Origin of the sequence: Olivibacter sp. SDN3 (assembly GCF_014334135.1) — a bacterium.
Taxonomy (GTDB): Bacteria; Bacteroidota; Bacteroidia; order Sphingobacteriales; family Sphingobacteriaceae; genus Olivibacter.
In genome coordinates this window covers 1,974,549-2,000,877 of the sequence record NZ_CP060497.1, presented here as the reverse complement: position 1 = coordinate 2,000,877, position 26,329 = coordinate 1,974,549, and the positions used below count along the sequence as shown (strand labels likewise).

Sequence of the window (26,329 nt, the reverse complement as noted above, 5' to 3'; positions counted from 1 at the left end):
AAAATAAGTAATGGCCACTACTAAACAAGAATCCACCCGTGTAACGGGTATTTGTATAACGGCTGCTATAGGGGGTTTTTTATTTGGTTTCGACACGGCAGTCATTTCGGGAACGATAACACCTATACATACGCAGTTCGGGATGAGTCCAACGATGGAAGGCTGGTTTGTAAGTAGCGGTCTGGTAGGAGCAATCATTGGCGTGCTAACTTCTGCGATCTCAAGCAAAAAATGGGGAGGGAAAAAGATGCTGTTGTTGGCCAGCTTCTTGTTTCTTTTATCGAGCATTGGCTGTGGCTGGGCAGACTCCGCCAACAAACTTGCGCTATACCGCTTAATCGGAGGTATTGGTGTTGGTATTGCCTCTGTAGTCGCACCGATGTTCATCGCTGAGTTTGCACCTGCCGGAGCCCGAGGTCGCTTAATTGCTTATTACCAGCTCGCTATCACACTAGGTATCCTTATGGCCTATTTCTCCAATGCATGGCTTTTAGCAATGTCTACATCAATACCGGATGGCACAGGTGTCTTTCATTGGTTATTTAAAGAAGAAGTATGGCGAAGTATGTTCTTGGTTATGGGCTTACCGGCTATTGTCTTTTTTCTCTTGATTCTACGGGTACCGGAAAGTCCCCGTTGGCTCATCGCGAACGATAAGTTACAAAAAGCACGTTCCGTTTTAAACAAATTATATCCAGATACTACCGCTGATGCCTTGTACCAAAGCATCACAGCTACGCACGCGCAAAGACGAAGAGCTAAAATGACGGTTCGTACCCCCTCCATGCGTACACCGCTGTTGATCGGTATTGCCCTGTGTATCCTACAGCAGTTCAGCGGAATTAATGCAATTATCTATTATGGACCTAAAATTTTCAATACAGCTGGACTTACAACGAATAATGCTTTACAGGCACAGGTGATTATTGGGTTCGTTAATGTTGCTTTTACCTGGATAGCAATTAAGCAAGCTGACCGCATTGGCCGAAAGCCGCTGCTCATCATTGGTCTATTGGGAATGATTTCGGCTTTGATAATGACGGGTTACTGCTTCCACACAAACCAAACAAACAATTGGCTATTATTGCTGATGCTCGTATTATTTATTGCCTGCTTTGCTTTGTCTGTAGGTCCGATAACCTGGATATTGATCAATGAAATTTTCCCGAACGAAATACGCATGAAGGCCGTAGCTTGCTGTACCTTTTTTCTCTGGTTGTCTGTATGGATCGTAGGCCAATTCTTCCCTTGGCTTGTCCAGCGTGTCGGCCCGGCTTTTACTTTTTGGATGTTTGCCGCATTTAGTACCATTAATCTATTTATCTGTATCAGACTATTAATCGAAACTAAAGGAAAATCCTTAGAAGAAACCGGAGACACCTATATGCATACACATTAACAAATAGCTCATTGCTTAACCTTAACCCCAAAAAACATGAAAAGGAAAGAACCGCATTGCACTAATTTTACCAAATATTGCCGGAGCATTCGACTACTATGCCTTTTTTGGATCATAAGCTATAATAATCCAATATGGGCCAACGCCTCAAGGCAGGATTTGACCATACAGGGAATAATTACGGACGTGGAGACCCAACAACCACTTCAGGGTGTATCCATTTCCGTTAAAGAAAAAAACAGGACGGTAACAACCGATTCTTTAGGACAATATACTGTGACGACCGCAGCCAATGACACCCTGCTTATCCGCTTTATCGGTTATGTTACGCGCGAAGTTCCTATCAATGGTAACACGGAAATTTCTGTGGCCTTGCAAGCGTCTGCTGAAAATCTCGATGAAGTAGTAGTTGTAGGCTATGGCACGCAAAAGAGAAGTTCCGTCACTGCAGCCGTTTCTGCTGTGGAGGGCCAAGACATCGCCTTAAAACCGGTTGCTGATTTAAGCAATAGCTTGGGAGGAAGAGTACCCGGCGTTATTTTTACACAGAACAGCGGCGAGCCTGGAGCCGATATGTCCAGTCTCTTTATACGAGGGGTAAGTACCACGGGAAATACACAGCCTCTGGTGATTGTAGATGGTATTCCTCGCGATTTTTCACGACTGGATCCACATAGTATCGCCTCTATAAGCGTATTGAAAGATGCCGCAGCCGTAGCACCCTACGGCATGGCAGGCGCAAATGGGGTTGTTCTCGTGACAACAAAGCAAGGCCAAAAGGGTGCGCCCACATTATCTTATGATGCATATTTTGCCTGGCAAAATCCGACGGTACTAACCAAATTTGCTGATGCTTACCAATATGCGACCTTGTTTAACATGGCCAATGACAATGTAGGACAACCCCACCGCTTCTCTAGTTATGACCTGCAGATGTACCGTGAAGGTTCAGATCCTATACGCTACCCTGATCATAATGTCTTAAGGGAATTAATTACACCGAATTCGCCGATGACCAATCACCACTTACAACTCACAGGTGGCGCAGAAAAAGTGAATTACTACGTGGGACTGAATTATCTATATCAAGGCGGTATGTGGGAAACTACTAATATGCATCAATATAACCTGATTTCAAAAATAGACGCGCAGGCCACGCCTACTACCAAAATTAACCTTTCGATCAATGGAAGAATAGAACAGAACAATTATCCTGGTGTGGAATCTACCGGAGCAGGCAATATTTTCTCACAGGCCTTTAGGACGCCGCCTATCGCGCCCTTGGTGTATCCCGGCGGCTTGGCGGGGGAGTATGAAGGACGCACGGTTTACGGTGCTATATTTAATAGCGGTTTCCGCAAATTCCGCGATTATGTTTTACTCAACCAGCTAACCATTGAACAACAATTACCCTTTATACCAGGTCTAAGTATCAAAGGGGTAGTCGCTTATGACCTGAGTCCAACACTTAACAAGATATGGAGAACGCCTATGCCTTATTATACGGTAGACACGACGCAGACACCTTACGAATACCGAGAGGCGGGAAATGATGGCCCTGCGAAGCCCATCTATAGTCAAGATTATGCAGAGGAACACGCTTTTACTTATCAAGGCCATTTGAACTATCAAAACACTTTTGGCAAGCATGACCTTAGCGGTTTAATGGTCTTTGAAGTGCGCAATACCCGAACCTCTATGTTTGCTGCTTCCAGAAACAACTATAACATCAATATTCCGGAACTGGATGCCGGTAGTTCAGATCCAACGGATATGTCTAACAGTGGCAGCTCTTTGGAAGCTAAACAACGGTCTTTTATATATCGCCTGAGCTATAACTACGATAATCGGTATTTATTGGAAACGTCTGGCAGGTATGATGGCAATTACTACTTCGCCCCCGGGCATCGTTTTGGTTTTTTCCCCTCGGCTTCGATAGGTTGGCGGATTTCTGAAGAAGCTTTCTTTAAAAGAGGCCTACCATGGATAAGCGATCTAAAACTCCGGGGATCTTATGGTGAATCGGGAGCTTTGGCCGGATCTCCGTTCCAATACCTCAGTGCTTATACCTTATATGGAAACTCGGCTGTTATTAACGGTATTCCTACTCAAGGTATCTATGAAACCATTGAGCCTAATCCGATGATTACATGGGAAAGAGCACAAAAAACAAATATTGGTTTTGATGCCGCTTTTCTAAACAACCAACTGACATTTACTGCAGAATATTTTTACGAGCGAAGAAACAATATGCTGCTCCCTCCGCAAGTGACCGTTCCCTTTGAATACGGCATCAGCATAGCGCAGGTAAATGAGGGTAAAATGAAAAATAACGGCGTGGAGCTGAGCATTGGTGGTATGCATACTTTTAAAAATGATCTACACATCTCTATCCAAGCTAATTTCACGTATGCAAAAAATGAATTAGTGCAGGTCTTTGAAACCTCTACAACCTTTAACAACCCCGGCCGCCGGGTTACCGGTAGGCCGTTAGGCACCAAGTTTGGCTATCAGGCACTCGGTTATTTCCAAGTGGAAGAAGACCTGAATGGAAATAATGTGATTGATCCGGATGAATATCCGGTCAGGCAGCCTTGGGGGCCGGTCCATCCCGGTGACCTAAAATACCAGGACACCAACGGCGACGGGCAAATTGATGAGCACGATATGGTGCCAATCGGTTATCCCGACGTGCCACAGATTATCTATGGCTTTTCGCCAAATATACGCTATAAAGGGTTTGATTTATCGTTATTGTTCCAAGGGGCAGCAAACCGCGATTTCTGGATTGGCGATGTAGGTGCCTGGCCTTTTACAAACGGTGCTTCTGTACCGGTCACCGCATTGGATGTCTGGACACCCGAAAACCCACATGCAACCAACCCCCGTGTCACTCCCCAACCCACCACAAATAATACACAATATTCGTCGTGGTGGCTGCAAAATGCCAGTTACCTACGCTTAAAAACAGGTGAGCTGGGATACACCTTCTCCAGTGAACAGTTGAAATCCCTGAAAATGCAATCCGCCAGAATTTACTTAAGCGGTCAAAATATATTGACCTGGAGTAAATTGAAGAATTTTGATCCGGAGATCAGTGATAGTTTCGGTATGTTTTATCCACAGCAACGGGTGCTCTCCTTAGGTGTTAACATTAAATTTTAAGTATCATGACCAATCAAAAAGTCCTTTTGCTTTTCTTCAGCCTATCTAGTCTTTGGCTCACTGCCTGTAGTGACAGGCAGTTGGAAGTTATACCGCGGGATCGCTTATCAGACGCCACCATATGGACAGACGCCGGCACGGCCGACCTCTTCCTCAATGATATTTACAATAACTTACCCGACGGCAACAATTGGGAAGACCCCTTTGAAAATTATAGCGACAACTCCATGTCGGGCTTTAGCTGGGCTTCTTCCCGAAACCTCGAGCAGGAATCTTCCTACACCCCAGCCGTATATCCCGCCGGAACACTCAACATCTATTGGGATACCAATTACGGACATATCCGCAAATGCAACGTATTTATTGATAAGGTGACAAGCGCTGAATTGCCAGAAGAATACAAAAGCGCGCGTATTGCAGAAGCCAGGTTTCTTCGTGCTTATTTCTACCATATATTATGGATGGCCTATGGAGGCGTGCCGTTGATCACCGAACCCCTTGATCGTCTTACACAGGAAGATGCTATTTTCAGACCACGGGCATCAGCCGAGGAGACCGCGCTTTTCATTATCGATGAACTCGATGCTGCCTCACAGATTTTGCAGAACACCAATGAGCTGGGTAGGGCAACCAAGGGTGCCGCACTTACTTTAAAAGGTTGGGTGGAGCTCTATTATGCCAGTCCGCTCTATAATGAAGGTAACTTGTCGGAACGGTGGTTGCAAGCGGCCGCTACTAACCGGGAAGTAATTGATCTGGGCTTATATGCGCTATATCCGGAATATGGAACACTGTTCTTGCCGGAAGGAAACAATAACCAGGAAGGTATTTTTTTCAGGCAATATTTTCCTCGACTGAAAGGGGGACGGGAAACAGGCTTGATGGGCACACCTTATACGCTAAATGGAGGTCATACCAGCTGGGGGGCAATCAATCCCACGCAGGATCTGGTTGACGACTATGCCATGGCCAATGGGAAACCAATCTCCGATCCATCCTCCGGGTATGACCCCCAAAATCCATATGCCAATAGGGAGCTACGCTTTTATGAATCGATCGTTTATGACGGTTCTTATTGGTATAATGATACGATCTATACGCGTCTGGGGGTAAATAGTCCTAATGCCTTAGATTTATCTGATGCAAGTGATGCGACCAATACGGCCTATAATTTACGCAAACGGATGAATCCCAATATTCCCTTAGGCGCGGATAATTGGGATGGTGCTACAAGTAATCAACATTATTACTATTTTAGGTTCGCGGAAGTACTCCTAAGTTATGCAGAAGCCCAGAACGAAGCCGTCGGACCGGATCCTTCTGTTTATGAAGCCATAAATAGCGTGCGTGAACGGAACCCTGCAGATCCTTATTTACCGCCTTTGCAGGACGGGCTAAGCCAACAGGAAATGCGCGAGGTTATCCGAAGAGAGCGCCGAGTAGAATTGGCTTTTGAAGACAAGCGTCGGTGGGACATGCTGCGATGGAAAACCGCCGAGCAAATATATAGCGAAGGCCTGCATGCAATGCGGATCGAAAGGCAAAACGGTCAGTGGCAATATACTGTGGTGCAGGCGCCCGGGGGAAGACGAAATTTCTCCCCCAAAAATTACTTCTTTCCAATCCCGCAGCAAGTGCTCGACCAAAACGAAGTAATTCGCTCACAAAACGGAGGTCCTGACAATTTATCAAATGGACAAAACCCGGGTTATTAAAAAGATGATACCAAATATAGGCAATTATGAAGCAGAAACAGCGTAATCAACACGATCCGACAGCAGCTATGTCCCGTAGGAAAGCACTGGCGGCCGTTGCAGGTTTTGCGGTCGCGCCGACGGCGTTTACCGAGCAGACAGCACAGCAAAAGGCACAAGCATTTTTGGGGCCTACTCCCCTTTATACCGTCCGCGACAGCGTTTCCCGGCAATTCACCACATTTGATCAGGACACCAAAATAAAGGCCGCCATTATCAATCCCGGAGAGAAGGCCATATTGGCGGATTATGCACATCCGGGTATTATCACCCGATTGTGGCTGACCTGTTCGGGCTGGTTTTGGGAAAACTGGGATCTCAGCAAAGAACGGTGGCCAGACCCGACGATACTCAAGAAGCTCATCCTTCGCATTTATTGGGACGGGAAAGATTTTCCATCGGTAGAGGCCCCTATAGGCGACTTCTTCGGTATTGGCCATTGTGAATATAAACACTTCCTATCAAATTACATCGGTATGTCCAGCGGTGGATTTTATTCATATTTCCCAATGCCTTTTGAAAAAGTTCGCATTGAAGTAGAGAACTTGCACGATCACTTGTCGTCCAGTGTTTTCTTAAATGCAAATTACGATGCCTTAGAGACCTTGCCGGCCAACAGTGGTCGGTTTCATTGCCTATATAGTGCTGGTACCAATCCGGGATACGAACCTTTAAATATTCTGGAAGTGGAAGGACGCGGACATTTCGTTGGATGTTGCTTATCGATGCAAAGTTGGCTGCCAAATTATTTAGGTTACCTGGAAGCACCCGAATTTGTTTATATCGACACCAAAGATCAATCAAAACCTACTATCGTTGGGTCGGGTCTGGAAGACTATTTTAACGGCGGTTGGTACTTCAGGGAAGGTGAATTTTATGGTCCCTATCATGGTGTGCCGATCAAAGATCCGCACCGCTCGATGGTGAGCATGTACCGTTTTCATGATCAGGATGCCATTGCGTTTCAAGAGCGTATTTCTTTTTCTTTTATCAACCCAAGGCCTGCCGATCAGACAAGAGAGTTTAAATTTTCTTCCGCAGCCTATTGGTATCAGGATACCGCTAGTCCCTTAGCGAAAGATTTACCCCATAAGGATCAATTGGTTGATTGGTACCGCATGCGCGACACCGATCACCAAGCCATTCCCTAAAACAAGGAGCACCAACAACAATGAAGCTATTCCATTTTTTTATGAAAACTAAGGACAATTATCGAATCATGTATCCCCGTTTAAGCCTCTTTATAGCGTTGTGCTGTGGTCTAATATCTTCTTTGCAGGCGCAGGAAAAACCTTTATATAAAAAAGCGAGCCTTCCCATCGATGAACGGGTAGCAGACCTCCTTCAGCGCATGACGATGGAAGAGAAAATAGCACAGCTCAGCCATTTACATGGCTTTCAAATTTATAACGAACAGCAAGTTGATCTGGAGAAACTAAAGGAAGCTGCAGGCGATAGAAGTTACGGGTGCGTAGAAGGTTTTACACTTACCAGCGCAAACTGCGCACAGGCATTTTATGAAATTCAACAGTACATGGTGGAGCAGACGAGACTTGGCATTCCCATTATTACCGTCTCGGAATCACTCCACGGTTCTGTGCACGATGGTTCAACGATCTTTCCTCAATCCGTTGCCCTAGGCAGCACTTTTAACACAGACCTCGCCTATCGCATGACCCATGCCATTGCAGATGAATTAAAAGCGCAAGGTGTTATTCAAACGCTCTCGCCCGGATTGGACGTTGTACGTGAATTACGATGGGGCCGGGTGGAAGAATCCTTTGGGGAAGACCCTTGGCTGGTAGGGCAGATGGGTATAGCTCAGGTGAAAGGCTATATCGACAATGGAGTGGCACCCATGTTAAAACCCTACGGGCCCGGTGGCGCTCCGCTCGGCGGCTTAAATTTAGCGTCCGTAGAAAGCGGCGAACGTGATGTTCGGAATATCCATATAAAACCTTATGAAATGGTAGTTAAAAATACGGACGTGAAAGCGGTGATGACTTCTTACAACTCATGGAACAATATTCCGAACTCTGCTTCAAAATATCTATTAACGGATATATTACGGAAAGAATGGGGCTTTAAGGGATATGTATATTCCGACTGGGGGGCAGTTGAAATGCTCAAAAGTTTTCATCTGACAGCAAAAGATAATGCTGAAGCCGCCAAACAATCCCTTATGGCGGGAATGGACCTGGAAGCTTCCAGCAATTGCTTTCAGGAATTGGCAACATTAATAGAGAAAAATGAACTAGATATACAATATGTTGACCAAGCCGTATCCCGCGTATTGCGTGTCAAGTTCGAATTAGGCCTTTTTGAAGATCCTTATGCAAACATGGCAACTAGCCAAGAGCTGGTACATCGCACCGAGGCACAAACACTTTCACGTGAAATCGCAGATGAATCCATTGTTTTGTTAAAAAATGAAAACAACTTATTGCCCTTATCAATGGAAAACATCGAATCTGTGGCAGTCATCGGCCCCAACGCCAATCAGGTGCAGTTCGGTGATTATACGTGGAGCCGCGACAATCAACATGGTGTAACACCACTGAAAGGAATTCAAGATCTGCTGGACGGCCAGGCAAAAATCAATTATGCAACAGGTTGTGACCTGATCAGCAATGATACCAGCGGGTTTGAACAGGCCATCAGGGCCGCACAGATCAGCGACGTAAGCATATTGTTTGTTGGATCATCCAGCGCTTCTCTCGCGAGGGATTACGCAAATGCCACGAGCGGTGAAGGTTTCGACTTATCGTCACTCCAGCTAACCGGTGTACAGGAGGAACTCGTCAAGGCAGTATATGCGCAGGGTAAACCCACCATAGTGGTATTGGTAACCGGCCGGCCTTTTGCCATTCCCTGGATCAAAAAACATGTACCGGCTATCGCTATTCAGTGGTATGGCGGGGAACGAGCGGGCGATGCTATTGCCGATATGTTATTCGGTAAAACCAATCCCTCTGCAAAAACACCTTTTTCTTTTCCTCAGAGTGTAGGACATCTCCCTGTGTATTACAACCATTTACCTACAGACAAAGGCTTTTACCACAAACCAGGGAAACCAGGTGAACCTGGACGAGACTATGTATTCTCCGACCCTGAACCCCTTTGGCCTTTCGGTTATGGTCTGAGCTATACGGCTTTTCAGTATCAGGATGTTAAACTTTCTGCAGAAACATTACTGCCAACGGATACCCTGAGCGTTTGGGTCAAGATCAGCAATATCGGGAAAATGGACGGAAAAGAGGTTGTTCAATTATATGTCAGAGATCTGGTAAGTTCTGTCGTTACCCCAGTAAAACAGCTGAAAGCCTTTGCTAAGTATGCAATAGCTTCTGGCGATACTACTACTATTAAACTTCAGGTACCTATAGATGAACTGGCTTTATATGATCTCGATATGAACCGTATAGTAGAGTCTGGAGAATATGAAATCCAAATAGGAAGCTCTTCAAAAGATATTTATATTAAAAAAACGATTGCTGTGAACAATACGGTGGAGGCGAATAACCAGCAGACCCCTTCCATTTATGAAAAAACGCCACAACAACCAGAAAAAGCCGGCGAGATAATCACTGTAACGGGCGAAATAAGAGATGTGCAGGCGACCCCAATAGCTCGTGTAAATATTACGGCACTGCAGTCAGGAGAAGTTACCCATAGTGATAGTCAAGGGAAATACACCATCAAAGCTGCGGAAAACGATGTACTCCTGTTTTCAGCCGACGGATTTAAGGAGACCTCTATTCAGGTTAACGGCAAAAAACAGATAAATGCACGGATGAATTATCATCACCAATAGATGCTCTTTTCTTCATGCTGTTTGCGAAATTGCAATGGCGAACAGCCTACTATTTTTTTAAACTGCTCGTAAAAATTCGATGCATTTTGAAATCCACATGACAGGTAAATATCGCTTACATTGATTTCATCAGCAATCAACAGTTCCTTGGCAAAACCAATGCGTAGCTCGTTTAGAAAATAGATAAATGTCTTATTGGTATGTGCCTTAAAGTAACGGCAAAAGGCGGTAGGAGACATATAGGCTTCTGCCGCTGCGTCTTCCAATTTAATGGGTTCGGTATAATTATCCATTAAAAAATCGAATACCTTATTCAAGCGTAACATGTCGGTAGAATACGATATGGATTTATAACCTACACTGCAAAGCGATTTATAGTCTCGGCTACAGGCTAACTCATGAAGTATGTCAATAAATAATAGAAATCGCTTTACGCCGGACTGTGTATAGGCTTTATGAATCAACTCCACAACCTGCTTACGTGTCTTGCCATAAAAATAAATGCCCTGCTGAGCGCGAACGAATAGCTCTTTGATATGACTGAATTCGGCAATATCGAAGAACCTCTCTCCAAAGCAAGACTCTTTAAACAATAATACACGTGCCTCAGCAACTGCTTTTTGTGTGCCATTCGTTTTACTTTCGTGGTGATGCCTACTGCTTTTCCAACAATGGGGAAGATTCGATCCGACCAAAACCAAGTCGCCCGGAACGAAATTTTCAATATGATCGCCAACAAAACGCGTCCCTTCACCCTTGTGTATATACATTAATTCAAATTCTGGATGGAAATGCCAAGGCACCACAAAGTAAGGTCGCCTCACCTTCAGAATATTATAGGATTCTTCATTATTCAAGTAGATATGTTGAAAAATCGGCTCACTCATATATTAGGTTAAAAACACTAATATAATGAAAAAAAACGCTAGCTCAGGAGATCTCACTCAAAATAATTCATCGTTTTGAAACCTCCCTTTTTGAGATACTCTTCCTTACGCATCAGATGTAAGTCTGATGCCATCATATCAGCTACAAGTGTTTTTAAATTGTGTTTGGGTTTCCACCCCAATTTTTTTTGCGCTTTGGATGCATCTCCTATCAATAGCTCAACCTCAGTAGGCCTGAAGTAGGCGGGATCTACTTTTACTACCGTCTGCCCAAACTTAATGGTCGACGGATCAATATCCAAGGCCAATAAACGGCTCTCATCTATATCGATAACCACCCCTCTTTCCTGTGCATCTTTGCCGCTGAATTCTACTTCAATACCAATTTCGGCAAAACTCATCCGTACAAAATCCCGTACAGTGGTGGTTACTCCGGTAGCAATCACATAATCTTCTGGCTGCTCCTGCTGCAATACAAGCCACATCGCCTCGACGTAGTCCTTCGCATGCCCCCAATCGCGCTGAGCAGAAAGGTTTCCTAGATATAACTTATCCTGCAATCCCAAAGCAATTTTGGATACCGCCCTCGTGATTTTGCGGGTAACAAACGTTTCTCCACGAATCGGGCTCTCATGATTAAACAGAATACCATTACAAGCATACATACCATAGGCCTCTCGGTAATTTACCGTGATCCAATAGGCATACATTTTTGCTACCGCATAGGGCGATCGAGGATAAAAGGGTGTTGTTTCACGCTGTGGCACCTCCTGCACCAATCCGTATAGCTCTGAAGTAGAGGCCTGATAAATTCGGCATTTCTCTGTCAAGCCTAAAAGCCTAACTGCCTCCAGTATACGTAAGGTACCAAGCCCGTCTGCGTTTGCGGTATACTCCGGTGTATCAAAACTCACTTTGACATGGCTCTGGGCAGCTAAATTATAAATTTCATCGGGCTGTACCTCTTGCACCAATCGTATCAGGTTGGTGGAGTCTGTCAAATCTCCAAAGTGCAAAGTAAACTTACGCCCTGACTCATGTGGATCCTGATACAGGTGATCAATACGATCGGTATTAAATAATGAACTTCTCCGTTTTACGCCATGTACCTCGTAACCTTTCTTTAATAAGAATTCAGCTAAATACGCGCCATCTTGCCCCGTAATACCTGTTATTAATGCTGTTTTCATCTTTTTTTGCGTTTTTATACGCTGATTTGCATCACTTTACTAATCTTAATAAATAATCACCATATCCACTCTTTACCAAGGGTTTCGCTACATTTTTCAACTGTTCGGCATCGATATACCCCATCCGATAGGCTACTTCCTCTATACAGCCAATTTTTAAGCCTTGGCGCTCTTCTATCACCTGAACAAACTGCCCTGCCTGCATTAACGAAGCAATGGTACCGGTATCTAACCATGCCGTACCTCTACTGAAAACACCCACCTTTAATTTTTCTTGAGCTAGATAAGCCTTATTGACGTCTGTAATCTCGTATTCTCCCCTAGCCGAGGGCTTTATCTGTTTGGCAATACGCACAACCGAATTATCGTAGAAATAAATACCGGGAACTGCATAGTTGGACTTTGGCTCTGTCGGCTTTTCTTCAATAGATAGTACGTTTTTATCGGCATCAAATTCTACTACACCGTATCGCTCCGGATCTGAAACCTGATAGGCAAATACTACGCCACCATCAGGATTTATACTTTGTTGCAGCAACTTCGACAATCCGTCTGCGTAGAAAATATTATCACCTAAAATCAATGCTATCTTATCATCACCGATAAACTCTTCACCAATAATAAACGCCTGCGCTAAACCATTGGGCTCTTCTTGTACAGCATAAGAGAACTTACAGCCAATTTGCGAACCATCACCTAATAACCGCTCAAAATTGGGAAGATCATAAGGAGTGGAAATAATGAGTATCTCATGAATTCCCGCTAACATCAATGTTGACAAGGGATAATAAATCATGGGTTTATCATAAACAGGCATCAGCTGCTTACTAACAGCTAATGTCAGTGGGTGTAAACGGGTACCGGAACCTCCGGCCAAGATAATACCTTTCATTGCGCACCTCTATATTGAAAGAACAAAAAACGCTCTTCGTTAAAAAAATCCTTTTAAAATTAAAACCGCAGTAAAAGTATTGATTTTTTGGCAGAATAAGTACTTTAACAGCAAGACTTACCTCCTGATACGCATCAAGAGCCAGACGATCAGCGCAAGCACTAATAACACCAAAAAAACGCCAACATAAACGCCTCCTTTAAAAACGCCAACAAATAAATCACAACCACTCACGGTGGTAAGGAGAAGTATGGCAGCAAGCCAAAAAATATATGGTGTTTTTTTCATCTCTTTATCGTTTTTTTATTAAATCGGGTTCATCGTATTTTAAGTGTATTAACAACTATTGAACAGTGAAAATGTTTTATCAGGCGTCTATTTGACCGCTATCTTCTACAGAATGATTTTATAAAAAATGCTTAAGTTTGTTGGATGGGGTCTTTTAAACAAAAAATCGCTTTAACAAACGCACGCTTTTTTGCCTTTCATGGATATTACCCTGAAGAGCAGATTCTGGGGAACGAATTTTTCGTTGATATTAGCTGTACGCTTACCGATTTTATTAAAACGGACGATACACTCACAGATACACTCAATTACGAAAGCTTGTATAAAGTGGCCAAAGACGAAATGGCCGTACCTAAAAAATTACTGGAAACCGTGGTTGGCAATATATTGCAACGTATACAACGCGACTTCCCCGCAATTGATGAAATCGACGTAACCTTAAAAAAGAATAACCCACCCTTTGGCGGAGATATAACACAGGCGACGGTAAGTCTGCACTGGAAAAAAGACGACAGCAGGCACAAATAATACGTAACGCATAAACCTATGTTTTAAACTTAAAACAACCAATGTATAACAAAATTACTCCTGAGATATTAGATCAATTTAAACAGATAGTTCCTGAAGATCGATTAATCAGTAACCCAACAGACCTTGAACATTATGCTCATGACGAAACGGAAGATCTCCGTTATTTTCCAGAGGTTGTGGCGCTTCCAGAATCCCCTGAAGAAATTGCGCAACTCATGAAGATCTGCCATACCAACGCGATACCGGTTACTCCTCGCGGTGCTGGAACAGGTCTTTCCGGTGGGTCGCTGGCCATACATGGGGGATTGATGATTGCTATGCAACGTATGAATAGGATCATAGCGATTGATGAAGGTAATTTACAGGCTACTGTTGAGCCAGGCGTGATTACGGAAGTGCTAATTGATGCCGTGGCTGAAAAAGGTTTTCTTTATCCGGTAGATCCTGCCAGTAAAGGTTCTTGCTTTATTGGCGGTAACGTATCGCATGGCAGCGGCGGACCTCGGGTAGTAAAGTATGGCACCATTAGAGAATATGTGCTGAACCTTCAGGTAGTGTTACCCAACGGCGAGATTATCTGGACAGGAGCCAATACGTTAAAATATGCCACAGGATATAATCTTACACAACTGTTTATAGGCTCGGAAGGGACACTGGGCATTATTTGTAAGGCTGTTCTTAAATTGATACCTAAACCTAATCAGGATGTATTGATGCTGGCTTCTTTTGGGTCGCATGAAGAGGCATGTCAAGCAGTGGGGGCCATTTTCAGAAAGGGCATCACACCCTCTGCCCTTGAATTTATGGAAAGAAAAGGTGTTGAATGGGTGATGGAACACGATCACATACAGTTTAATTTGCTCGATAATATGCAGGCCTTCTTGTTGATAGAAGTAGACGGAAATAGCTTCGATGAACTCTTACTGCAGTGTGAACAGATAAATGAAGTGCTGGAGGCCAATAACTGCTTAGATGTACTGTTAGCGGATACAGCAAGCCAGAAGGAGTCTTTGTGGCATCTACGCCGGACAATGGCTGTTTCTGTTAAATCAAACTCTATCTACAAGGAGGAAGATACTGTTGTGCCTCGAGCGGCACTTCCTCAACTGATCATGGGAATTAAAGAAATAGGCACGAAATATGGCTTCGAATCCGTATGCTATGGTCATGCGGGTGATGGTAACCTGCATGTCAATATTTTGAAGGGCAACATGAGTGACGACGACTGGAATAATAAGCTTAAAGATGGCATAACTGAAATCTTTGAACTCACTATTGAACTCGGTGGAACCCTATCGGGAGAACACGGTATAGGTTTAGTACAAAGACCTTACATGCACCTAAAATATACCACGCTTCATTTAGATATCATGCGTGGAATTAAGAAGGTTTTTGATTCAAAAAACATATTAAACCCCGGAAAGATATTTTAATTGCCCTTATTTTTTACCTTTGATCGTTTTTTTAGTTAAAATATAAATGAACAAAATTTTGATATTGGCAACATTATTGGCCGCAGGGGCAGCCAAAGCTCAACAGCCACTTACTCCAGAATTATTATGGCAACTAGGCATGGTTTCTGCTGAAACGGTTACACCGGATGGACAGTCGGTTATTTATGGTGTGACCTATTACGATTTAAAAGAAAATAAAAGCGAACGTAATCTTTTTAAAATACCGCTAAGTGGCGGAAGTGCTCAGCAACTTACGGATAACGGAGGCGGTGAATCTATCGTACATATTGACAAAAACAATGGTAATATCATCTACCTGCTAAAGGGACAACTCTGGAAGCTTGAAAGTGGGAAAACTGAGCCTGTACAATTGTCAGCGTTTGATGGCAGCTTGAGTAATGTCAGCTTATCTCCAGATGGGGAACATATATTATTCTCACAAGAGGTATCCCTTCAAAAAGTTCAGAGTAAGGATAAGTACTCGGATCTCGACAAATCAGACGCATACATTTTCGACGCTCTTAATAACCGGCATTGGGACACCTGGTTCGACGGAAAGTTTTCACACGTTTTCTACGCTTCTTATCATGATGGCGTTATCGGCGAACCGATCGACATCATGTCTGATGAACCTCATTTCACACCGCAACAACCATTCGGAGGAGCAGAAGATATGATTTGGAGCCCCGATGGTAAACAGATCATCTATGTATGCAAGAAAAAATTTGGAACGGAATATGCCCTTAGTACGAATACAGATATATATGCTTACGATTTAACCAGCAAGCAAACGACCAATCTTACAGATGGGATGCTGGGCTACGATGTATCACCATCCTTTAATAACAATGGGAAACACCTAGCTTGGCTAAGCATGGCCGAAGATGGTTACGAAGCAGATAAAAATGATATCATTGTGCGCGATCTCCACAATGACGCGACCCATAACCTCACAAAAGACTGGGATGAAACGGTTTCCAGCTATCGATGGAGTAGTTACGGCGATAAAATATGGTTTACCGCCCCCATTGCCGGCACCATTCAGCTATTTGAAATCAGTTTAGGGGCATCACTGGAAAACACCGGAAAAGGTCAAATTAAACAGTTAACTAATGGTGACTTCGATATTACCGATATTAATGGCGAGCATCAGGGTAAATTAGTGCTTACCCGCACGGATATGAACCATGCTGCCGAGCTGTATATACTCGACCTTCGCTCGAATAAACTGCAACAATTAACTACTGTAAATGATGCTTTGAATGCTTCACTAGCAAAAAGCAAGGTTGAAAAAAGGGTTACGAAAGCTACCGATGGGAAAGATTTGTTCTCTTGGATAATATATCCACCAGACTTTGATCCAAGTAAAAAGTATCCGACGCTACTGTACTGCCAGGGAGGGCCACAATCTGCGCTATCTCAATTTTATTCATTCCGGTGGAACATGCAACTCATTGCTGCACAAGGTTATATTGTAGTAGCTCCTAACCGCAGAGGCATGCCAGGTCATGGTGTAGAGTGGAACAAATCGATCAGCGGAGACTGGGGAGGACAACCGATTAAGGACTACCTATCGGCTATAGATGATGTGGCAACAGAATCTTATGTAGACAAAGACAGACTGGGTGCTGTCGGCGCCAGTTATGGGGGCTATTCTGTTTTCATGTTAGCAGGAGTACACGAAAACCGCTTCAAAACCTTTATTGCACATGATGGTCTATTCGACATGCGGAGCTGGTACGGTACTACCGAAGAACTTTTCTTTGCTAATAAGGAATTAGGAGGACCCTATTGGGGGAGAAATCCCGCGGAAGGCTATAACAAATTTAATCCGATTACTTATGCTGATCAATGGGATACTCCGATCTTGATTGTTCAGGGAGGAAAAGATTTCAGAGTAGGTATTGAACAGGGATTAGGTGCTTTCCAGCTTGCACAATTAAAAGGAATAAAAAGCAGATTGCTCTATTTGCCAGAAGAGAATCACTGGGTTCTACAGCCGCAGAATGCGCTGGTTTGGCAGCGTGAGTTTTTCACTTGGCTAAAAGAAACACTTTAGGTTCGTTATCGTTAAAAGTGTTAGTTGTTGAATAGTTGAGTAGTAAATCATAAGAACTGTAGTTGACTACAAACACTCAATGACTCTCCTACTCAACCGCTCTATTATTTCCCTGCCTCCCACATCAACAACTCCCTTAGAAGAGTTTTGCAGGATAAACACCCTTTTCTACCAAAGCAGATATGTTTTGCTGAACGATAGGTTTATCTTCTTTATAGGTTACACCAAACCACTCCTCTGACGTCGGAATTACTTTAAAAGTAGCTTTGTCCGATTTAATCAGCTGATCAGCTACCAAAGGAATAAAAAACTCAGCTTTGGGATTGTGCTGATTGGCTTCAACAAAATCAACAAAGAGTTTTTTACTCTCTTCAAAAACTGCAGGTGTAAAACCCCAAAAATTCATAGAAACACGGGTATCTTTAGGTATTTCCGTTTCTACACCATGCTCTTCATAAAACACCTTCTTATCGCCATCAACTTCTTTAAAGTAAACCTGCGTACGTTCGTTTACTGCGGTCATATTGCCGTGACTGTCAACTTCGCAAACTCCACGGGAAACTGTTCCATGATCAGACAAGGTTTTGTCTACCTGATACCCCATTAAAGAAAACTTATTATCTGCGACCTCCGATGTTAAAAATTCAGCCATTTTCTCAAAAGCCTCATATCCGTAAAAGTCATCTGCATTAATCACGCAGAAAGGTTCACTAACCTGAGCATGCGCCTCTAAAACAGCATGTGCAGTACCCCAAGGTTTAGCACGCTCTACATCTTTATCTATACCATATTTCCTAAGATCTGTTCCCTGGAATACATAGTCTGTTTCAATCTTGCCTTTCAATTTTGGCTCGAAAATTTCTTTAAATGCATCGGCAAATTCTTCACGGATAATGAAGCTAACTTTACCAAACCCCGCTTTAATAGCGTCATATATTGAATAATCTATGATGGTTTCGCCATTTGGACCAAAGGCGTCAATTTGTTTCATACTTCCGTAACGGCTAGCCATTCCTGCTGCTAAAATCAGTAAGGTAGGTTTCATCTTGTTTTCTTTCGTTAATATGTGTTAATAATTATGTTATTTTTTTGGTTTTTTCCCTACCAAAGAAGCTATTATCGCTGTGCCTAACTTTGATAGAAATTTCACTCCCTCCCGTCCCAATGTACGGGAAGCGCTTTTTGCCATGGCCTCCATAGGAGTTTGTCTGGTACTGGATGTCTTTTTAGTAGACTTTGGTACTTCTTCCACTATTTTTTCCTCCTTTGACTTCCCCGCTAAAATAGCTGCAGCACCGCTAGTATTGATAGGTTCTTTATATTTGGCAAAAATTGTGGACTGTTGAACTAAGCGATCATAAGTTGCTTGATCTAGTGGCCCCATATTCGCCCTAGGAGGAATAAGATGTGTAGCAACGACTTCAGTGGGTACTCCTTTGTCGTTCAGCACCGTGACCAAAGCCTGTCCGGTGCCTAAGTTTGTTAACACTTGTTCTATCGTGTAAAAGTCCGATTTAGGGTATGTTCTGGCAGTTTTTCGCAAAGCTTCCGCATCGTTAGGTGTGAACGCCCGCAACGCATGCTGTATGCGATTTCCCAATTGGCCCAAAACAGTATCTGGAATGTCTGTTGCAGCTTGCGTGCAGAAAAAAATACCGACCCCCTTTGACCGGATTAACCGAACGACCTGTTCTATTCTACCCAGAAAAGCCTTTGAAGCTCCGTTGAAAAGCAAATGGGCTTCGTCGAAAAAGAAAATAAGCTTTGGCTTTTCGAGGTCTCCAACTTCTGGGAGCTGTTCAAACAACTGTACAAGTAAACTCAATAAAAAGGCAGAAAATACCAAAGGCTGGTTTTGGATATCAGAAATATTCAACAAGCTGATCACGCCTTTGCCTTCCTGCATGCGGAAAAGATCTTGAATATCAAAAGCAGGATCGCCAAAAATATGCCCGACACCTTGTTGCTCCAAAGCAACTATCTTTCTTAAAATGGTAGTAGAAGTAGCGGTATTTATCTTCCCATAATTGTCTTTTATCTCCTGTGCCCCTTCTTCGGAAGTAAGATGGTTCAATAGCTTTTTTAGATCTTCAAACGTTATAATCGCTAACGACTGATCTTCAGCATATTTAAAAAGTACCGAAAGAACACCTGTTTGTGTATCATTAAGGTCTAATATACGCCCCAATAAAATAGCGCCAAAATCGGCTAGTCTTACTCTCATGGAAGCCCCTAATTTCCCTGTTAAAGAGTAAAGTTCTGTAGGAAAGTCAGCAGGTTTAAAAGGCCTTCCTAAAGCCTCCCCCCGCTCCTCCAGAGCAGGATTAGTTTCGCCAGCTTCGTATAAGCCCGACAAGTCTCCTTTTACATCCAGCATGAAAACCGGGACTGCGGCCTCCGACAGTTGTTCAGCAACAAGCTGTAAGGTACGGGTTTTACCAGTTCCGGTAGCGCCTGCTATGAGCCCATGCCTATTCATCATCTTTAGAGCGAGGTTTACCTCAGCAGCAGCGATAATCTCGCCATTGAGCAAACCTGCCCCCAAGTAGATAAAATCCCCCTTCGGTTGATAGGAGGATATTATCTTAGATATAAATTGTTCTTGCTTAGCCATAATGCTATTTAATTAAGCCAGCGAAAGTTACGTAATTACTTAAGCTTGGCAAAATTTCATCCGACTTTATAACACAAGAATTGTTCTATCAGTTCAATCAATTGTCTCTATTTTTAACATATTTTTCCAACCATGTATCCATCTCCCAAAACGTATGCATAATCGATTCTTTCGCGCGATATCCATGAAATTCTTTTGGAAGAAGTACTAACCTTACGGTTCCTCCATGTCCCTTGATAGCATTATATAATCTTTCACTCTGGATAGGAAAAGTACCAGAGTTTTCATCATCTATACCATGAGTCATCAATAAAGGTGTTTTTATTTTATTCGCAAAACTAAAAGGCGACATCTGATAATATACTTCTGGTGCCTCCCAATATGTACGCTCTTCATACTGGAAACCAAAAGGCGTTAAGGTTCTGTTATATGCTCCGCTACGCGCCAAACCTGCGGCAAACAGGTCAGTATGCGCCAATAGATTAGCCGTCATAAATGCACCGTAGGAATGCCCTCCTACGGCAATACGCTTTCTGTCGGCAATGCCCATATCTACCACATAGTCTATAACCGCACGCGCATTTTCCTGTACTTGCTCAACAAAGGTATCATTCGGTTCTTCCTCTCCTTCACCTACTATAGGCATATCTGTTTGGTCCAAAATAGCATACCCTCGGGTTACCCAATACACTGGTGAACGGAAAGCTAACCTCGTAAAACGGTAAGGAGAGCCTTTTACCTGCCCCGCTGCCGCTAAACTTTTAAACTCTCTCGGATAGGCCCACATAAGTACAGGGAGGGGACCTTGCTCTTTGGTATATCCTTTTGGAAGATATAAAGTAGCAGTGAGTTTTATCCCGTCCTTACGTGGGTATGATAGTTGCTGTTTTGTCACACCCTTAAGACTAGGGTATGGATCGGGAAAAGACGTTAACGACATGCCGTTCCCGCTTTTTAAATCTATCCGAAACAGATTTGGTGCATCCTCAACCGATTCGCGCGAAATATAAACCTCGCCTTTATTATTAAAAAACATAGGTTCTTCATAATATGGAGCCTTAGATTTAAAAAGCGTATCCTGCGCCCCGGAAATCAGGTTCCATTTCAATAAAAATGGCCGGTCGCCCTCTGGCGAGGCGCCTGTTCCGATAGTGAAAACAATCGGCTCACGACCCTTGTCAAATAACAAGACTGGTTGATTCAGCTTACCGTCGACCTTCACGAAATCTCCCGGATCGGTATAGGCATCTTCCGATGACCTATCGGCGATGACTTTAACAGTCTGCTTCCTATCAGGATTGATAAGTGTCATTTTTTCACTACGATCTTTTAACCAACGTTCATGCAAAACTGCGTAATTATCGTTACCCCAAGTTAAACCACTGTAACGCAAACCCGTTTCCATTATTTTCTCAGGTTCTGCAATAAAGGGCGCTTTAAGGGTATAAACAATATCACGAATAGCGACGTTCTTACCGGGATCACCTCCATCCTGTGCCTCTACCCAATATAGTGTAGCGGGCTTATCGGATCGCCAAGCGTAATTGCGTGGCCCATCAATAACCGCATCAAAGCCGGTAGGTAGATTCTCTGCTAAAGGCGATTTAGCGAGCACTTTGACTTCCTCTCCATTGGCCTTGCAAATGCTTGTCTGAAAAGGGAAGGAATAGATAGGCACTAAATAAGAATAGGGTCTTTCTACCTTCTGTAAGAGCAGATATTTACCATCTGGAGAATATGCAACATTCCGATAGATTGCAGGCGAACCCAATAATTGCATTTCTCCACTTAAGGATACTTTATATAGCTGAGAAGTAAGATGATAATCCATCAGCTGCTCGTCATAAGGATTCTTCAACAAGTTCTGATAGGTTCTTGAAGGAGCGGTTTTCCCTAAATTCTCCTGCACAATAGGGCCTGTTGGGATCGGATTCTCTGCTGGCTTTTCCCCTCTTGCTGAAGGAACAAATTGAGCGAGAATACTGTTACCATCTGGCGCCCATTGCAACGTTTGTCCATAAGCATCGTTCAAAAAGTTATCTACAAGCTTTCTTGCCTGGAGGCGTGCTACATCTGCAAGCCATAGTTCTACCCCGTCCTTAGTAGCATTACTGAAAGCGATATATTTTTCATTCGGGCTCCATGTTATATTACCTATCTGCGGGTCTTTAGGCATCCCTGTAAATGTCGTACCTGCTGTCGATTTAACATCTTGTATAGATAAAGAAGTATAGGTTGTACTAACAGCAGAAGAATTGTTGAGTGGGTTTAATCGTAGCCCTGCCAAACCGAGAATAGGCTGCGCTACCTGTTCAAGAGTTGGATAATCTGGAGACTGTAATAACAATAACTGACTACCACTTTTATTGATCCGTGCGACCGGCGTATTGGGAGCCTCCAATAATTCCTGGATACTGGCAGGTGGTTGCTGATAAGTTAAATTATCCTGTGCTTTTACTAGGCTACTGCCAAAAAGTCCAAGCAATAAATAAAGTAAATTTTTCTTCATACTAAACGTATTTATTTGCAGCTCTTTTCTTCATGATAATATCTCTGAATTTTGGGGGAATAAGAGCAGGTATTACTAGTGCGCAATATGCCAATAATTACTTAAAATACCTAAAATGTATGCACAAAAAAGCCGCTATGTAAAGATAGCGGCTTTCTATAATTATGAACTATTTATTTTTTATCATCATCTTTAACTTCCTCGAAGTCAACATCTGTTACTTCATCAGTTGGGTTACCTGACTCCTGAGAAGCATCCCCTTCAGGTGCTGTTTGAGCTCCCGCATCTTGAGAAGCCTTATACATTTCCTCTGACGCAGCATTCCAAGCAGCCTGCAATTCATTTTGAGCAGTTTCCATGGCAGCAAAATCTTTTGCGGTATACGCTTCTTTCAATTTAGTAAGACCACTTTCGATAGGCTCTTTTTTATCTGCTCCTATTTTATCACCATAATCCTTCAATTGCTTTTCAGTAGAGAAAATCAATGCATCGGCAGCATTCAACTTATCTACCTCTTCTTTTGCTTTCTTATCAGCATCTGCATTTGCTTCAGCATCTGCTTTCATCTTTTTGATTTCTTCATCACTTAAGCCAGAAGAAGCTTCAATACGAATTTTCTGCTCCTTACCAGTTGCTTTATCCTTTGCAGAAACGTGTAAGATACCGTTTGCATCGATATCAAAGGTTACTTCAATTTGTGGAACACCACGAGGAGCGGCAGGGATACCATCTAAGTGGAAACGGCCAATAGTGCGGTTCTGTGCTGCCATCGGACGCTCTCCCTGTAATATATGGATCTCTACCGAAGGCTGGTTGTCAGAAGCTGTCGAGAACGTTTCAGACTTTTTAGTAGGGATCGTAGTATTTGCTTCGATGAGTTTCGTCATCACACCGCCCATGGTTTCGATACCCAATGATAGCGGAGTTACGTCAAGTAAAAGTACATCTTTCACTTCACCGGTCAACACACCTCCTTGGATAGCAGCTCCTAAAGCAACTACTTCATCAGGGTTAACACCTTTTGATGGTTCTTTTCCAAAAAAGCTCTTCACAGCCTCCTGAATGGCAGGAATACGGGTTGATCCTCCAACCAAAATAATTTCATCGATATCTGATGTTGACAGTCCTGCATTCTTTAATGCTGATTTACAAGGGTCAATAGTGCGTTTTATTAAATCTCCCGCTAATGATTCAAATTTAGCTCTACTTAAGTTACGCACCAAGTGTTTTGGTCCAGTAGCATCTGCTGTAATATAGGGCAAATTGATCTCTGTAGAAGATGTACTAGAAAGTTCTATTTTTGCTTTCTCAGCAGCCTCTTTTAACCGTTGTAAAGCCATGGCATCTTTGCTTAAATCAAAACCGCCATTTTCGCCTTTAAACTCCTCAACTAACCAGTCGATAATCACTTGATCAAAGTCATCTCCACCTAAGTGTGTATCGCCATCAGTAGACTTCACTTCAAATACACCATCTCCCAATTCCAACACGGAAACATCATGTGTACCACCACCACAGTCGAACACGACAATTTTCATATCTTTATGAGCTTTATCCAAGCCATAAGCTAAAGCCGCGGCCGTTGGCTCATTAATAATACGTTTTACATTCAGCCCCGCGATCTCACCTGCTTCTTTGGTGGCTTGTCGCTCCGCATCGTTAAAGTAAGCTGGTACCGTGATAACAGCCTCTGTTACTTCTTGTCCTAAAAAGTCTTCAGCTGTTTTCTTCATTTTTTGCAAGATCATCGCCGAAAGCTCTTGAGGCGTATATTTGCGGTCACCGATCTCTACACGTGGGGTATTATTATCTCCCTTAATCACCTTATAAGGAACGCGTGAAGCTTCGGTTGTTACTTCATCGTACGTTCTACCCATAAAACGCTTGATAGAGTAAACCGTGTTTTGAGGATTGGTGATAGCCTGACGTTTTGCGGGGTCTCCTACTTTACGTTCGCCGTTATCAACAAAACCTATAATTGAAGGTGTGGTACGCTTTCCTTCATTGTTTGCTATAACTACCGGCTCATTACCTTCCATTACTGCAACGCAAGAGTTGGTAGTACCTAAGTCAATTCCAATAATTTTAGACATATCTTATTTGTTTATATTAAATTTACTAATTTGCTTTCCTGCAAGTATTCATCAATGCTTATGCCAAGCGGAAAATCACGACATAATGGCAGTATAACCAATTACGTTCTATAGCGTATAATGTCTCCATCTACAACTTAAAGCGTGTTTCAAGATAATGTTGACCGATACCGAAATGTGTTTTTAATGCTTGTAGTCGAGCTCGTATTTCTTCCCGTTCCTGCACCGCTAAATCCTTGGATCTTATACCTACAACCAAAACATTTTTAGGTGTGTGAGCATCTGAAACAAACTCAAAAACTTTGGTTTTATATCCATGATATTCCAAAATTAATGCCCTAATTGCATCTGTCAACATTTCAGCCTGTCTTTCAAGAAAAATGCCAAACCTCGTTAATGTCTGTATGGATTGGTGAACAGTGTGTTGTTCCATTTCTCTACGAATCTGTTTATGGCAGCAGGGCGCCACGACAATAAGTTTCGCATTGGAACGCACGCCTTGATAAATAGCATCGTCAGTGGCGGTGTCACAAGCATGTAATGCCATCAGTAAATCTATCTGTCCCGCTTGGTAATCAGCTATCGTTCCCTCGACAAAATGTAATCCGGAAAATTCAGATTTACGTGCGATATTATTACATAAATCTACGAGGTTGCTACGAAACTCTACACCGCTTACCTCTACATTCAACTGCAATACATGATGTAAATAATCGTATAAAGCGAAGGTTAAATATCCTTTGCCCGACCCCATGTCAACAACCTTTTTTATTGATTTGGGATTGACTTCTGCGAGCAAAGGTTTTAGAAGTTCCACGAAGTGGTTAATCTGTTTATATTTATCCTGTGCATTTTTATATACCTTACCTGTATGATCTGTGATATTGAGGTCATGTAAATAAGGACGCAGCGTCGGACCAGCTAATGCCCTATGCTTTTCGCGGTCATGAGCTAAGGCAGGACGTTCTCGAAAAGTAGGAACCTGATTGCGTAAAAAAACAGTACCCGAACGTTTAGTTACCCATATGGTGTCTTTCTCTGTAGTAAACAAGGTAGCTGATTTGAAACCGTTGTTTAAATAATCAAGTATTAAACCTACGCCTTCATGCTTATCATAATTCTTTACAATATCACGTGTTTTATATCGGTAAGTGAACGCCAATTTAACTTCTCGCTTTAAAAGAATCTCTCGTACATATACGTGCTTCAAATGCTCTTCCGCTCCGTGATAATTGCCGAGCGATAGTTTGACAAACGTCCCCTCCGTTAAACTGCCGTTTATTAGATCTTCAAATGCTTTCAAAACAGGTAATACCAACATCAAACCATTAATCAATTGATAAAATCAAGAATTGGTGTTTATTAGAAACAAAAAAGTCCCCAATAAGGGGACTCTCTTTTATTCGAAACTTTTCTTAGTCTTCTTTAGTTTCTTCATCTGCCTCCTTACCGCCATCTAATTCATCTTGCCATTTTTTTAGCTCGTCGAATTTACCGTCAGCAGCTAATTTTGCCTGCTCCGGCCATGTATCGGTAACAGCAGTATTAAATTGATCGCCCGCTTCGGTTAAGATGGTCTTCAAGTCATCAGCAGATTTACCCGCGATATCGGCAAAGCTAACCACACCAGCCGCGGCAAAAACCTCAGCAATTTTTGGTCCAACGCCTTCGATGAGCGTC

Annotated in this window: 18 protein-coding genes; 8 read left to right on the top strand and 10 right to left on the bottom strand. The window is 43.0% G+C overall.

Going from position 1 to position 26,329, the window contains the following annotated elements:
• Positions 1–10: 10 nt before the first annotated feature.
• From H8S90_RS08205 to H8S90_RS08185, 5 genes are read left to right on the top strand one after another with little or no spacing between them, the layout of a single operon-like run.
• Positions 11–1,399 carry a sugar porter family MFS transporter gene (locus tag H8S90_RS08205; protein ID WP_187342072.1) on the top strand — a complete coding sequence of 463 codons (1,389 nt, stop codon included), beginning with the start codon at positions 11–13 and terminating at the stop codon, positions 1,397–1,399.
• Positions 1,400–1,435: 36 nt separating this feature from the next.
• Positions 1,436–4,564, top strand: a complete 3,129-nt coding sequence (locus H8S90_RS08200) for a TonB-dependent receptor (protein ID WP_187342071.1) — start codon at positions 1,436–1,438, stop codon at positions 4,562–4,564.
• 5 nt (positions 4,565–4,569) lie between these two features.
• Positions 4,570–6,279, top strand: a complete 1,710-nt coding sequence (locus H8S90_RS08195; protein WP_187342070.1) for a RagB/SusD family nutrient uptake outer membrane protein — start codon at positions 4,570–4,572, stop codon at positions 6,277–6,279.
• Positions 6,280–6,305: 26 nt separating this feature from the next.
• Entirely contained in the window at positions 6,306–7,469 is a 1,164-nt protein-coding gene (locus H8S90_RS08190; protein ID WP_222852259.1) for a glycoside hydrolase family 172 protein, read from the top strand.
• 41 nt (positions 7,470–7,510) lie between these two features.
• On the top strand, positions 7,511–10,132 hold the full coding sequence (locus H8S90_RS08185; RefSeq protein WP_222852258.1) for a glycoside hydrolase family 3 N-terminal domain-containing protein: 2,622 nt from the start codon (positions 7,511–7,513) through the stop codon (positions 10,130–10,132).
• Here H8S90_RS08185 and H8S90_RS08180 read toward each other — a convergent pair.
• The 4 genes from H8S90_RS08180 to H8S90_RS08165 all read right to left on the bottom strand — a co-directional run bounded on the left by H8S90_RS08180 (position 10,123) and on the right by H8S90_RS08165 (position 13,389).
• On the bottom strand, positions 10,123–11,019 hold the full coding sequence (locus H8S90_RS08180) for an AraC family transcriptional regulator (protein ID WP_187342069.1): 897 nt from the start codon (positions 11,017–11,019) through the stop codon (positions 10,123–10,125). The two genes, H8S90_RS08185 and H8S90_RS08180, sit on opposite strands and share 10 nt — an antisense overlap.
• Before the next feature lie 53 nt (positions 11,020–11,072).
• The gene (gmd, locus tag H8S90_RS08175; RefSeq protein WP_187342068.1) at positions 11,073–12,209 is read right to left on the bottom strand and encodes a GDP-mannose 4,6-dehydratase; all 1,137 of its coding nucleotides are present in this window, start codon (positions 12,207–12,209) and stop codon (positions 11,073–11,075) included.
• 31 nt (positions 12,210–12,240) lie between these two features.
• Positions 12,241–13,101, bottom strand: coding sequence for a glucose-1-phosphate thymidylyltransferase RfbA (gene rfbA, locus H8S90_RS08170; protein ID WP_187342067.1), 861 nt, complete (start codon positions 13,099–13,101; stop codon positions 12,241–12,243).
• A 117-nt stretch (positions 13,102–13,218) separates the two neighbouring features.
• Positions 13,219–13,389 (bottom strand): hypothetical protein, encoded by a 171-nt coding sequence (locus tag H8S90_RS08165; protein ID WP_187342066.1) that lies wholly within the window; start codon positions 13,387–13,389, stop codon positions 13,219–13,221.
• A 144-nt stretch (positions 13,390–13,533) separates the two neighbouring features.
• Between H8S90_RS08165 and folB the strand changes: the two genes are divergently transcribed.
• Genes folB through H8S90_RS08150 form a run of 3 tightly spaced genes read left to right on the top strand, consistent with a single transcriptional unit; the run spans position 13,534 to position 17,433 of the window.
• Positions 13,534–13,917: a dihydroneopterin aldolase gene (gene folB / locus H8S90_RS08160; RefSeq protein ID WP_187342065.1), complete on the top strand. Its 384-nt coding sequence runs from the start codon at positions 13,534–13,536 to the stop codon at positions 13,915–13,917.
• Between the two features lie 41 nt (positions 13,918–13,958).
• Positions 13,959–15,353, top strand: coding sequence for an FAD-binding oxidoreductase (locus H8S90_RS08155; protein ID WP_187342064.1), 1,395 nt, complete (start codon positions 13,959–13,961; stop codon positions 15,351–15,353).
• Between the two features lie 46 nt (positions 15,354–15,399).
• Positions 15,400–17,433, top strand: coding sequence for a S9 family peptidase (locus H8S90_RS08150; protein WP_187342063.1), 2,034 nt, complete (start codon positions 15,400–15,402; stop codon positions 17,431–17,433).
• A 136-nt stretch (positions 17,434–17,569) separates the two neighbouring features.
• On the opposite strand, the gene H8S90_RS08145 is transcribed toward H8S90_RS08150, so the two are convergent.
• The 6 genes from H8S90_RS08145 to H8S90_RS26405 all read right to left on the bottom strand — a co-directional run bounded on the left by H8S90_RS08145 (position 17,570) and on the right by H8S90_RS26405 (position 26,322).
• A complete protein-coding gene (locus H8S90_RS08145) occupies positions 17,570–18,478 on the bottom strand; it encodes a sugar phosphate nucleotidyltransferase (RefSeq protein WP_187342062.1) in 909 nt (302 codons plus the stop codon).
• A gap of 36 nt (positions 18,479–18,514) precedes the next feature.
• Positions 18,515–20,047: a helicase HerA-like domain-containing protein gene (locus H8S90_RS08140; RefSeq protein ID WP_187342061.1), complete on the bottom strand. Its 1,533-nt coding sequence runs from the start codon at positions 20,045–20,047 to the stop codon at positions 18,515–18,517.
• A 97-nt stretch (positions 20,048–20,144) separates the two neighbouring features.
• On the bottom strand, positions 20,145–22,556 hold the full coding sequence (locus H8S90_RS08135; protein WP_187342060.1) for a S9 family peptidase: 2,412 nt from the start codon (positions 22,554–22,556) through the stop codon (positions 20,145–20,147).
• Between the two features lie 173 nt (positions 22,557–22,729).
• Positions 22,730–24,649: a molecular chaperone DnaK gene (dnaK, locus tag H8S90_RS08130; protein ID WP_187342059.1), complete on the bottom strand. Its 1,920-nt coding sequence runs from the start codon at positions 24,647–24,649 to the stop codon at positions 22,730–22,732.
• A 130-nt stretch (positions 24,650–24,779) separates the two neighbouring features.
• Positions 24,780–25,952, bottom strand: a complete 1,173-nt coding sequence (locus H8S90_RS08125; RefSeq protein WP_255501863.1) for an SAM-dependent methyltransferase — start codon at positions 25,950–25,952, stop codon at positions 24,780–24,782.
• A gap of 112 nt (positions 25,953–26,064) precedes the next feature.
• The gene (locus H8S90_RS26405; protein ID WP_370525697.1) at positions 26,065–26,322 is read right to left on the bottom strand and encodes a hypothetical protein; all 258 of its coding nucleotides are present in this window, start codon (positions 26,320–26,322) and stop codon (positions 26,065–26,067) included.
• Positions 26,323–26,329: the final 7 nt, after the last annotated feature.